Annotated in this window: 10 protein-coding genes and 1 pseudogene; 3 read left to right on the plus strand and 8 right to left on the minus strand. The window is 56.2% G+C overall.

Going from position 1 to position 12,128, the window contains the following annotated elements:
- Positions 1 to 237 precede the first annotated feature (237 nt).
- The 5 genes from HNR03_RS24555 to HNR03_RS24575 all read right to left on the minus strand — a co-directional run bounded on the left by HNR03_RS24555 (position 238) and on the right by HNR03_RS24575 (position 6,656).
- The gene (locus tag HNR03_RS24555) at positions 238 to 1,542 is read right to left on the minus strand and encodes an OprD family porin (RefSeq protein WP_259156346.1); all 1,305 of its coding nucleotides are present in this window, start codon (positions 1,540 to 1,542) and stop codon (positions 238 to 240) included.
- A gap of 75 nt (positions 1,543 to 1,617) precedes the next feature.
- Entirely contained in the window at positions 1,618 to 2,988 is a 1,371-nt protein-coding gene (locus tag HNR03_RS24560) for an MFS transporter (RefSeq protein ID WP_222586647.1), read from the minus strand.
- A gap of 60 nt (positions 2,989 to 3,048) precedes the next feature.
- Positions 3,049 to 3,882, minus strand: coding sequence for an inositol monophosphatase (locus tag HNR03_RS24565; protein ID WP_222586648.1), 834 nt, complete (start codon positions 3,880 to 3,882; stop codon positions 3,049 to 3,051).
- Between the two features lie 150 nt (positions 3,883 to 4,032).
- Positions 4,033 to 5,022 (minus strand): LacI family DNA-binding transcriptional regulator, encoded by a 990-nt coding sequence (locus HNR03_RS24570; RefSeq protein WP_259156347.1) that lies wholly within the window; start codon positions 5,020 to 5,022, stop codon positions 4,033 to 4,035.
- A gap of 416 nt (positions 5,023 to 5,438) precedes the next feature.
- Positions 5,439 to 6,656, minus strand: coding sequence for an MFS transporter (locus tag HNR03_RS24575; RefSeq protein WP_259156348.1), 1,218 nt, complete (start codon positions 6,654 to 6,656; stop codon positions 5,439 to 5,441).
- 129 nt (positions 6,657 to 6,785) lie between these two features.
- Here HNR03_RS24575 and HNR03_RS24580 point away from each other — a divergent pair, with 129 nt between their 5' ends.
- Both HNR03_RS24580 and HNR03_RS24585 read left to right on the plus strand, forming a co-directional pair.
- Entirely contained in the window at positions 6,786 to 7,424 is a 639-nt protein-coding gene (locus HNR03_RS24580) for a TetR/AcrR family transcriptional regulator (RefSeq protein ID WP_259156349.1), read from the plus strand.
- Positions 7,425 to 7,769: 345 nt separating this feature from the next.
- The gene (locus HNR03_RS24585) at positions 7,770 to 8,105 is read left to right on the plus strand and encodes a hypothetical protein (RefSeq protein ID WP_259156350.1); all 336 of its coding nucleotides are present in this window, start codon (positions 7,770 to 7,772) and stop codon (positions 8,103 to 8,105) included.
- Positions 8,106 to 8,301: 196 nt separating this feature from the next.
- Here the strand turns inward: HNR03_RS24585 and HNR03_RS24590 are convergent.
- The 3 genes and pseudogenes from HNR03_RS24590 to HNR03_RS24600 all read right to left on the minus strand — a co-directional run.
- Positions 8,302 to 8,433 (minus strand): annotated as a pseudogene (locus HNR03_RS24590) (enolase); the annotation flags it as partial.
- Between the two features lie 6 nt (positions 8,434 to 8,439).
- The gene (locus HNR03_RS24595; RefSeq protein ID WP_259156351.1) at positions 8,440 to 9,483 is read right to left on the minus strand and encodes a hypothetical protein; all 1,044 of its coding nucleotides are present in this window, start codon (positions 9,481 to 9,483) and stop codon (positions 8,440 to 8,442) included.
- 178 nt (positions 9,484 to 9,661) lie between these two features.
- Positions 9,662 to 10,021, minus strand: coding sequence for a DUF6124 family protein (locus HNR03_RS24600; protein ID WP_259156352.1), 360 nt, complete (start codon positions 10,019 to 10,021; stop codon positions 9,662 to 9,664).
- Between the two features lie 659 nt (positions 10,022 to 10,680).
- Between HNR03_RS24600 and HNR03_RS24605 the strand changes: the two genes are divergently transcribed.
- On the plus strand, positions 10,681 to 11,469 hold the full coding sequence (locus HNR03_RS24605; RefSeq protein WP_259156354.1) for a nucleotidyltransferase domain-containing protein: 789 nt from the start codon (positions 10,681 to 10,683) through the stop codon (positions 11,467 to 11,469).
- The last annotated feature ends 659 nt before the right edge of the window (positions 11,470 to 12,128 follow it).

Raw genomic sequence — 12,128 nt, forward strand, 5'->3', positions numbered from 1 at the left:
CGGGTGGCCGGGAATAGGCGTCAAGCTTGGGGGGGCGGTCGCAAAAACCGAGTGCAATTCCTGACCTTTTCGGTACGTGTTGGCCTTATGTCCTATATCAAGCTGCCCCTTAAGCTCCATCGCGTGAAAAACGAGGACGGCTCAAAAGGTATCGAAGCACGGGTACTGAATAGGCGGAAGCTTGGGATTCGCTACCGGCCCCAACCATGTTGCTGCTCGGCAAGGGCCCTTGAAGCGCTAAAAAATCGACAACGGGTAGGAAATGATCAACCGGTTCTCGTTGAAGCTGTTGGTGTTTCCGTAATCCCGGCGCACCGTCGCATTGCGCCAGCGTACGTACAACGATTTGAAGCTGCCACTCTGCACCACGTAGCCGACTTCCGATTCTCGACCAGCCTCCTTGCCGTCGGTCACACTGCCGGTATGAGCATGAGTGCCCTTGATATAGCGATTCATCAGCGTAAGCCCGGGCACGCCCTGCGCAGCGAAATCGTAGTCATGCCGTACTTGCCAGGACCGCTCACCGGCGTTGTCGTAGCTTGACCCATAGCTGTCATTGGCGACCGTGGCGCCACTGGCGCCCGCCACCCGTTGCCAGGCACTGTCTCCCGTCAGTCGTTGCAGCCCCACATAAAACACATTGGCGCCTGCCTTGAGCGAGAACAGACCCGACATCGTGCGATTGTCCTGATTGCCGGCCCGCGCCGAGCCGTCTTCTTGCCCATTGAAATACACGAGATTGGCACCCAGAACGACACCGCCAATGGGTTGAGAGTGAATGAGCTGGAAGAATTGTTGATGGTAGATATCTTCGAGTTGGGCATACCAGGCACCAACCATCGTGCGTTTTTCGTTGAATCCGTATTCCGCCCCGACAAAATTGAAATGGTCAGACTCGATGCTGTTCTTGCCATGGAGCGATACGCCAACACCGTTTTGCGACAGCTTTTCCATGCTGGCGTCGTTGCGCTGACTGTTGCCCTGAAACTGTCCCGCATACAAGGTCATGTTGGGGATGTCCTTTGAGGTGAGCTGAGCACCTTCCAGCGTCTGTGGCAGGGACCGGCCATCGTCGGCACGCAAGATGGGCAGCACGGGCATCCACTCCCCCACCTTCAACTCAGTGCTTGAAAAGCGCGCCTTGCCAGCAATCGCCAGGCGGCCGAAATCATCAGCAGGTCGATAACCATCATGAGTGGGTAGCAGTTGGGTGCCATAGGTGCCACGCCCCCCATCCAGCTTGAGCGCATACATGCCCAGCGCATCCACACCGAATCCCACAGTACCGGCAGTAAAGCCGGATCGGGCATCGAGGATGAAGCTCTGAGTCCATTCGATCGCGGCTCCCCTTTTGGTGGGACCAGGAAGTACCTTGGACGCGCCGTTGTCGACAAAATCTCGACTCATGTAAAAGTTGCGCAAGGTAAGCCCAACCTTTGCATCGTCGACAAACCCTTCGGCATAAGCGGTGGGCAGCAGGATGATAGTGCTCAATGCTGCAACCAGACTGGAACGGGAAACCCCGATTAACGTGCGTTTCATTTTGTTGTTCTCGTTTTTCAGGCATGAGTTTGCCCATCCCGGCGACTGGCGCCGGGAGGCGTCAACTACAGGGCGTCAGGAGTGTGTGTGCAGGGGCGAGTGCTGAGCGTTGCCGCGTCGCGTTGCAGAAACTCTTGCGAGCAGGCAGGTGAACAAGACCGATGCAAGCGATGCACCTACCCAGAACTGCGAGAGGGTATGAAAGTCGTAGAGTTTGGTGCCTGAGGCTGTGAGGGTGGTGCTGTGTTGAATGATGATTCCTGTCAGCATTTCACCGGCGGCGGCACCTGTGTAACTGACGATACCAATCATGCCCAACGCTGCGCCTGCGGCTGCCTTGCCCGCAATGTCCACCGCCATCAACCCTCCGAGAAAGCACAGCAAGGCCCCGAGTGAACTGCCGAAAATCATCATGCCCAGAACGTCCAGCCAGTAATGATCAGCCGGCACGTACAGGATCAGCGCCAGACCTGCAGCGTTCATGAGGCCAAGGGCAATGGCCATGCCATGGCGGCGACCCGAGAAAAAGCGGTCGGAGACAAAGCCGCTCAAGCCGGTGCCGACTATCCCGCAGACACTGGTGATCGATATCAGCGTCGAGGCACTCAGGGTGTCGTAGTGCTTGGCGTTCTCCAGAAAGAACACGCCCCAGGAATTGATGGCATAGCGACCGATGTACATCAGGCAGGATGCCAGGGCGAGCAGCCACAGAGCCGGACTCTTGAGCAGCAGCCACTGCGTGGAGGTGACGCTGGACACGCCTTCGGCGGCCTTGAGTTGAGGCTTGGAATTGACCGGCGCAAAACCCTCGCTCTCAGGAGAATCCCGCATGAAGCCGAATACCAGGATGATCCCCAGGATGCCCATGGCCGTCGCGAGCCAGTAGCCGTACTGCCAGCCCCAGGAAACCACCACCGCCGCCACGGCGATGTAGGTCAGCGCCTCACCCAGGTTATGAGCGATAGACCAGAAGCCATAGTAAGTGCCGCGCTCGCGATCGCTGTACCACCTGGCCAGCGAGACCACACAAGGCCCCACCCCCATCGATTGAGCCCAGCCATTGATACCCCAGGCCAGCGTCAGCACCACCGCATTGGTGGTCAGCCCCATGCAAACGTTGACCAGCGCACTGAGTGCCAGCCCCAGCATCATGCAGCGACGAACGTTCGCGTAGTCGGCCAGAAAGCCGTTGACCAGCTTACCGACCGCATAGGTGAAAAAAAGCGCCGAGCCGATCACGCCGAGTTCGCTGGGACTAAGGATGTCCTGCGACACCAGCGCCGGTTTGACAACGTTGAAGGACAAACGACAAACATAAAACAGGGCATAGCTCAGCGACATTGAGAGCAGGGTTTGCAGACGCAAGCGCTTGAACGCTTTGGAATCCAGTGTGGGGTCCTGCGCACGCGCAGGCGCTGCCTTGAGCAGACTGAGTAGTGATTTCATAGCCGACAGTTCCTATTGTTATTGTGCTTGCTGTACGTGCTTGGTGAGAGGGTGGGTTAATTAATCTTCCAGCGATACACCTATCATTGAGGCCACCTGCTCGTAGATTCGAGGGGCGGCCACCAAAAGCGAGTTGCCATTGACCAGGCCGTCGTTGCGCAGGAAATCGTTGGCGACGCCACCCGCCTCGCTCACCAGGACCAACCCCGCCAGACAATCCCAGCTATTGATGTGCGTTTCGTAGTAACCGATAAGCCGTCCGGCTGCGACGTAGGCAATCATCAATGCCCCTGATCCATTTCGAATGAAGGTGCCTCCCTGCTCCAGCAACTGTGAAACGAACGGGATGAAATGCTCCTTGCCACGACGATGCGAAGTACCGACGCCCATGACACCGTGCCGGACATCCACCGCACTGTGCACGCAAAGACGCTGATCATTGACCCAGGCACCCTGCCCGACAAGGGCATGAAACAACTCGTCATGCACCGCGTCGGCGACTGCGCCAAGCCAGGGCTGGCCATCCACCAACAGACCGATGGAGACGCACCAGCTATGTAGCCCGTTGACGAAGCAACTTGTGCCGTCGACAGGATCCACGACCCAGATGCAACGGGCATTCAGCGCCGCACCGCCGGTTTCTTCTCCCAGAAAACCATCTTCGGGAAAAAGCTCTGCCAGGCGCGTTTTGATGAATGCTTCTACATCCTTGTCTACAGCGCTGACCAGATCCTGAAGCTCATCACCCTTGTGACCGACAACAAGTTGATCGCGCTGGTGGTATGGCCCCAGAGCCCGTTGCGCCGCCTCCATGGCCAACGCTTTCGCACATGCATAGCGCGCTTGCAGCGCTTGGTCATCCAGGAAACAGGACGCCTGCCGATGTGGCTGCATAACCTCTCTACCTCGCTTTCGGAGCGCATTGCACACGTGTGCAACGCGGGATTAAAAAAAAGTGACAAGGTCACTTCGACGAGTTTCAGGAAAAACGTCATCCTCATAAAACATGAAATAAAATTTCTTTTCAACAGATTTTTAAACTATTTATTCCACGGTAGTGGAACGTTTCGTCAGGGCGACCGGCGCCACCAAAGGTGCGTCGCATCCTTCCAAAGTGGCTCGAACCGCTAAACGCGCCAGAGCATCCGGGTCTTGGCGAATAGTCGTCAAGCCATACGCATCCTGCGCCGCCTGGGGGATATCGTCGAACCCGACGACGGCTACGTCTTGAGGAACGCGAACTTGCTTATGCACTCGCAGAACGTCCAACACGCCCAGCGCCAGCATGTCTGTCGCGCAAAAAATACCGTCTGGCCTGTCAGCCCTGCTCCACAACGCGAGTGCCGCCCGACGTCCGCCCTCGTAGCCACCCGCACTTTCGTAATGCTCTACGAACGCCTCCATGCCGTTCACAAGCAACTCCTGTCGGAACCCCAGAAGGCGTTGCCGAGAGCTGTAATGACTTTCACTTTGCCCAACAAATGCCAGACGTTTCGCACCGCTTCGCAACAGTTCTTTAGCCGCAAGACGGCCGCCCTCCACGTGATCACTGGTGACCGCATTGGCGCCACTGACCGAGATGGCGCTGTTGATCATGGTCAGTGGCACTTGCCGATGCAGATAGCGCTCGACCTGTTCCACCGAGGCCGCCGAAGAAGTGAGAATGACGCCCACGACCTGATAGCTAAGCAAGTCATGCATCGAGCGCTCAAGTTGTTCGGGGTCGTTGGCGTTCATCAACAATGGCATCAGCCCGTGGACATTCAAATGGTGAGTCAATGGCCCCAGCAGGCTCGCCAGAAACGGGTTCTCGAATCCTGCCGTGATCACGCCAACGAAATTGCTGCTGCCCTTGTTCATCGTTCGCGCAATGAAGTTGACCTGATACCCCAATGCCTCAGCGGACCGAAGTACCTTCTCTCGTGTGCGCGCCGACACGCTGGCGCCAGGGGTAAAGGTTCTCGACACCGCAGAACGGGATACGCCTGCGTGCAGTGCAACGGCTTCGGCGGTCACAATATCGGGTAGCGGCATTTAGAACACTCATCTCGGCTGAGCAACCATTCTGGCAGCGTCAGGTGTCTTCATTCAAATTCAACGACGACCAAACACGCCAGGTTGAACGAAGCCGCTGGCGGGTCAGTGGGAATAGCAGAGTTCCTGCCAAGAGTCACTGGCCGATAAATCGGCCGCGCAGAATTTTTTCTCGACACTGAGATCACCGATCTCGACTTTTGACTATGTCGCTCGCGTAGTCTTGACCATCGCCTGAAGCTCTCTCGTCTTGCCTGGAGCCCGTCCAATGTGTGTAATCGCAATCTGATGGAGGGTGATCTCTCGCTACGTCTTATATAGGGTCGATAACGACCCTTTACAGATGTCAGAATTGATCAAAAAAAGCCGCTATCGACTTAAGGTCGCCCCCTCGGATTGCCGCTTTGTCATGTGGTTCAGTGCCCCGCAACCGCAGGTCTGCCAGCCGCACGCGGGCCCGATTTGAAGCCGTGAACCCGAGCGCTCCAGACAATTGCAAACCCCACACCCACCAACACCACCATTGCCCATGGAAAAGAGGCGACGCCCCATCTATCCAACAACACCCCACCCATCACCCCACTTCCCGCAATCGCGCTATTCCAGGCCACCACATTCAACGACAACGCCACATCAGCCCCATCCCCGGCCGCATCCGCCAGTGCCGTTTGCAGCAACGTCGCCGCCCCACCGAAGCTCACCCCCCAAACCACCATACCGATGTAGATCACCTCAGGCACGCTACCCAAAAAACCTAACATCACGCAAACAGCCGCAAACGCTGCCAAGCTCACCAACACAGTCTTGCGCAACAATGGCTCAACCAATTTGGCAGTCACCCAAATCCCCACCAACGCAGCAATACCAAACACCAACAACACCAAATCCACTTGATCCCCCAACCCCGCCGGCGCCACAAACGGTGCGATGTAGGTGTAGAGAATGTTGTGTGCCAGCATCCAGCTGATCACCACCGCTAGCACAGGTTGTACGCCCGGCGTGGTCAGCACAGTGCGCAGCGACATGCGCTGGTGTGCAGCTTGGGGAGGGTAGTCAGGGACTTTCACAAGTACCCAGGCGATCAGCACCAGAGTCAGGGCCGACATGATGCCGAAGGTGGTGCGCCAACCCACGAGGCCGCCGAGCCAGGTGCCGAGGGGAACGCCCAGGGACAGAGCAATCGGTGTGCCGACCATGGCCAGCGCCAGCGCCTTGCCCTGTTGATGGGGCGCAACCATGCGGCGTGCGTAGCCGGCCAGCAGGCTCCAGGCCAACCCCGCCGCGACACCGGCGAAGAAGCGCGCTACCAGAGTCACGCCGTAATGGGATGACAGCGCGGTGATGGAATTGAACAGCAAGAAACCGACGATGGTCAGCAGCAGCACGTTACGGCGGCGCCAACCGCGGGTGGCGATGGTCATGGGGATGACCGCCAGCACCGAGCCCAGAGCGTAAGCGGTGACCATTTGGCCGGCCATGGAGGGGGAAATCGCCAGGCCTTCACTGATCAGCGGTAACAGGCCTGCGGGAAGCGTTTCGGTGACGATGCAGATGAAGCCAGTCATGGCCAGAGCGAGCAACGCGCCGATAGGCAGGCGGTCGGGTGCTGCCGATGAGGTGATTGAGGGCGTCACGGGAGACTCCTTGAGCGAGAATTTCAGATTTAAATACTGATCGATACAAATGTTGAGGGTAGTCAGCGTTTGTTGTCAACGACTTATGTATCGACTAGTATTTATCTCGACATTCAGAGGAGCCTTGAAATGGCGCAAATGGGCCGCCCCCGTACCTTCGACCGCGACCACGCCGTGGAGCAGGCCTTGCACCTGTTTTGGCAACACGGCTACGACGCGACCTCCCTCGCGCAGTTGAAAGCCGAACTCGGTGGCGGGATCTCCGCGCCGAGTTTTTACGCGGCGTTTGGCTCCAAGGAAGCGTTGTTTGATGAGTGTGTGCAGCGCTACCTGGCGACCTTCGCACGGTGCACCGAATGCCTGTGGGACGAGAGTCTGCCGCCACGCCATGCCATCGAGACAGCGTTGCGCCAGTCAGCGCGAATGCAGTGTGAAGAAGGCCATCCCAAGGGCTGCATGGTGACCCTCGGCACGATGAGCGCGCCCAGCCCAGAGAATGCGCGGGTGGTCGATGCCCTGACCCAATCTCGCGCCCGCACTCGCGCGGGGATTTTGGCGTGTGTTGAGCGGGGTGTCAGTGCCGGTCAGTTGCCGGGCAATATTTACGCGCCTGCGATGGCTACGGTGTTCGACAGTTTCTTGCAGGGTATTTCCATCCTTGCTCGGGATAACATGCTGCATGGGGTCATTGATGCGGCCATCACCCAGATAATGCTGACGTGGGACATTACTGCCTCTACTGTGCCGCCCACCAGTTGCAATGGTTAAAAGGACTGATCGATTTAACCAATCTGTTGCGTCGACCGGTTGAATCCACAGTCGATTGATGTCGGTTATGACTGGTAGAGAACGGCCATTTGCCCTCCCTCAACGGCCCACTCTCGCTGGCCAGACGCTTACTTTCAAGCTTAGTCATCGCGAATTGGGCTTTGCGAGCAGCAGTTCGTAGGTCAAATCTGCTTCATAGAATCGGCCAAAAGCGATCTGTAAGGATAGGTAGCTCACGCCCCCTCTCACCACCCTTCAGGCCCAATGATAGAATTCCGTTTTGAAAAAGGAGTTTCATCCGTGGAGGCTGGAAAAAAGAGTTGCCCCTATTGTGCGGAAGTCATCATGGCTGAAGCCATTTTATGCAAGCACTGCCGATCCGACCTCAGGCAGAAAATACGGATTGCGCCGCAGGGGCCACTATCGTCAGAAAGGAAAATAGGCCCTGTCAGCAAGGTCTTCGTCGCAATTATTATTGCCACAACCTTGTACTGGGCTTTCGGTTTTTATGTCAGAGACACGCCAGAAGACCAGGGAAGAATACAAGCTCAAGATGCCGTCGAACTATGCCGTCAAGAAGTAGACAGCTACTCCGGCCCGGCAGCAGGTAAAAGCGTAATCGCTGATTCGTGTCGAAAACTGGAGGACGAATTACGCAAGAGTTTTGGCAATGCGCCATAAGAAAAACCGTTGACGAAGCCCGCCATTGAGCGGGCTTTTTTGTCTTTGGCAACCTCAGCTTCTTGCGCTGTCCACGGTTTAGTGATCGTTCCCACGCTCTGCGTGGGAATGCATCCCGTGACGCTCCGCGTCACCCTTGCGCAAGACTCAAGCCTGGTGTCGACAGCGGAACGCAGAGCGTCCCCGGCGGCATTCCCACGCGGAGCATGGGAACGATCAACAGCAACGCTTTTGCATCGGGCATCAGGAAGTCAGCGCCGCGCAGCTTGATGAACTCGGCGTGCTCGGCAACGCTGGTGAGCATTTCACCCGTGGCGATCGGGGTATCTGGTATTTACGTCAGCGACGGTCGCAATGGACCAAGCTGCGAAATCAACCTGATCCCAGGCGCAGCAGCGATGACATCTTGAATGCGGTTCACCATGCAGGACGCCGAGGTGTGTACACCATCGGCGCGGTCGATCCGGATTTTGGAGGGTGGCCTTCCATCAACGTCCCACGTCATGTTTTCGGACTCCCCTTCCGCCAGCAGACGCAGCTCGATGTGCGCGCTTGCCGTAGGCCCTTCTACGGTTTCGACCGACACGATGATCCGAAGACCGAGCGAAGTGCCGGGCTGTAAAAACCTGTTGAGGGTACGACACCACATCGGTTGATCGGACAGTACCGGCTCGCGGAGCTCGGTCACGTTTTTGAGCGTAAAGCCAAGCGCATGCATCACGTGCGCCGGTATGCCTTTATACAGCTCGCCCAATTGACCGGGCACCTTGGTGACCTTTTCCAAAAACTCGGCTTGCGTCATGTCGACGCCATAGGCGCGCATCATGCGTTCGTTCGCCAGCTCGGCGTTTGTCACGCTGTGATGCGTGAGCGAGCGAAGCTCGGTGCACGGTCCCGCAATCAGAATTCCCGCCCAGATGCGGGAAAAATCCCAAATGCCAGTCCCGGTGAAAGTAACAGCGTTGCTCTTGGCCAAGGCATCGATTTTTTCGGCCAGGTCGGGATTGGCGCCTTGCGGAAAATAGGACTCCGAGCCGTGGCAGATCACATTGATGCCGGCGCCCAAAAGGCGTTGATATGCGGCAAAGTTGAGGCTCAGCCTCTCGGTTTGCACAACCAACGCGATGTCCGCATTCATGGTCGCGTAGTCGGCGGTTTCACAGTCCTGAACGATGACGCCCAAGTCTTCGTTCAGCCCGGCAAGCCGCCCCAGGTCCTCGCCGATCTTGGGACCTGCCCGGTTCACCGCCGCAACGATAGGCCAGCCTTTTTTGACGAGAATGCGCACAGCCTCCATTCCGTAATACCCGACCCCGTAGATCATGACCCTGGGCTTGGAACGTGCTGGTTCTTTTGCGGTGCCGTGGACGTCGCTCATGAAAGGGCCTTCGGCAGATGAACTCGGATAAGGAGACTAGCACCAGTCGACCCGACGGTGTCGCCCCTCTTCTGTTTGGAAGCTGATACTTGCGCCATAAAAAACGGGGCGCTGAGCGCCCCGATTTTATGAAAACAGATAGATCGAACGATGAGAAATCTGTGACGAGGGACAGCGGTTAAACAGGTGGCTCAATCCTGTCCAGCACTCGGTTCGCCGTGATCTCCGCCACCATGATGCTGTTTGAAATGCCCAACAAGGCATAGCGCGACTCACCCTCCAGATGATCCACCAACTGATGAACCATCACATCGACCGACGCCAGCGTCTCGACCAGAAAAACCGCCAGGGTTTCGGCAGTGGCCTCTGGGTCAACGGAAAACAGCGTGCTGCGGATTCGCGGGGTGGCTTTGATGTCGGCGTTAGATGGGAAGTGGAAGTCGAGGGCGCGTTCGGCGGCTTCGTGGAATTTCTTTGAATCGGGTTCGTATGGGGATGCGGGATCGGTGTCTGGTGGGTTGGGCGTTACTTTGAACATGGCAAAACTCCTAGAGAAATGGAGTTACCACCATTCGCTGCGAAACGAAAAAGAGGTGGCAACTGTACGCGGGTTCGCAGACCAGGACTCTAGGAACCCGGCAGACCCGAAGGTCTCCCACGCACAGCCGCCATGACATGAATGACAGACTATGATTCGTCTGCTCACGAGCGGTAGACGTTGTGCGTCTAGAGTTTACCCGGGCTGCGAAACCCGATCACTGAAGGGCAGTGACACGAATCAAGTTACCGAGCGGCTCCAAAGCGCACAAGCCGGCGGATTCTGGTGGAGTCGTAGGCAACGGCGCAAGGTTTTGTAGCTTTCAGGACGTAACCTTGAGGATGTTTAAACACGCGCTCTCAGTAGCTGTTGAAAAAGCTGACGCGCACTTCCTACGGGAGATGAAAGCTTCGGAAGCATTTAGGAAGTCACTGACGTATTTAAATGTGACCGACGCAAATATGTTGGCAACGTAGTCTCTTGAATTAGTCGGCTATCAAGGAAAAAGGGGATGGATCTATTTTCCTAAAAATAAATCCGTCCCCTTTTTAATCTCTACTGCCCTAAGCGACAGGCAGAAATAGGCCAGAACGGCCACTGGACAGTCCGCCTCCGAATGAGTAGCGTGCAATCGAATATTATCTAATTAGAGTTAGCTCATGGTTTCTATGGCTGTTCAGGAAGAGGTTCGAGGCCGCCTACGCCGCGCTGAGGACGAGCATGACGTGAAAATGCTTTTAGCGGTTGAATCTGGCAGTCGCGCCTGGGGATTCGCCTCTCCCAATAGCGACTACGATGCGCGCTTCATCTACGTAAATAAACCTGAGTGGTATCTCTCGGTCGGCCTTGAGGAGCAACGCGACGTCATCGAGTATCCAATCATTGACTACATGGATATCAATGGCTGGGATCTACGAAAAGCGCTTAGGCTATTCTGGAAGTCAAACCCAGGCTTTGTGGAGTGGGTGCAGTCGACCATCATTTACGAACACTCTGGATCCTTCCACGAGCGGGCTAAAGAGTTACTGCCGCACGTGTATTCGGTAGAGAGTGGCATCTACCACTATCGCAGCATGGCCAAAACCAACTATAGGGGATATTTGCAGACCCCTCAGGTACCGCTGAAAAAATACTTTTACGTCCTGCGTCCCTTGTTATCGGTGCGGTGGCTGGAACAGTTTGATACGCCCGCTCCCATCGAGTTTGACAAGTTGCGCAGTGTTATCGAAAGAGAGCCCGAGCTCCAGCAAGCCATTGATGACTTACTTGCGATTAAGCGCGCGTCTCCGGAGATGGGTCTATCGCCCCAGATCATACCCATCCAGCAATTTATTGAGCGTGAACTGCATCGACTTGAAACCATCAAGCCGACCCGTAGCGAACGCAAAGAAGTCGAGCCGTTACTCTCCGAACTGTTTCGCTCTGTGCTGAAAGAAACTTGGGGGTGAAAGGAAAAAAGGTTGATGGAATCGGAACATAACGTCCTCAAATTTTTGAAGCGCTTTCGATATTTGATACTGGCATTGATGGTAACGGCCTCATTGGTAAACGCTTTTGTGCGCTTCACCGGGGACTGGAGTCATTTCTGGGGGGCTCTGGCAGTACACGTGGTTCATGCAAGCGGTCTTCGCGTACCTGCGAGGGGGCTGGGTTGCCATTGGTCCAGGTGGTTTGTCCAAAGATGCGAACCCCTTGGGGAGAGCGGCATTAGCTGCAACCGCGTTTGCGTTTTACCTGCTGACATTTACCTATGAAGTAGATAATCACGCCGATTCGATTTACGAACGAAGAGCCTCGGATTGGACGATGCCAACCCGGGAAGAGATCGGGCATAGAACCGAGTGACATCCAGCTTATGCCGGCAAGCATGCCTGTTTTGCTTCTCTCGCAATCAATACTGGGTCATGTGCGTCCACAACCCATTGCAGCCATTCGCGAACGTTCAGGTGCGCACTCCCAATCAGCGCAGCGAATGACTTACACGCATGTCAGGCACGAAATTGGTTGAATAGCTTTTGCAGAAATACGTCGCCGGCCACAGATTCTGAAAGTAAGTAATGTCCAGACCAATTGTCCCAGCCGGCTGCAAGGTTAAACTCGGCACACT

The sequence above is a fragment of the Pseudomonas sp. JAI111 genome (genome assembly GCF_024809425.1).
In the GTDB taxonomy this organism is placed as follows: domain Bacteria; phylum Pseudomonadota; class Gammaproteobacteria; order Pseudomonadales; family Pseudomonadaceae; genus Aquipseudomonas.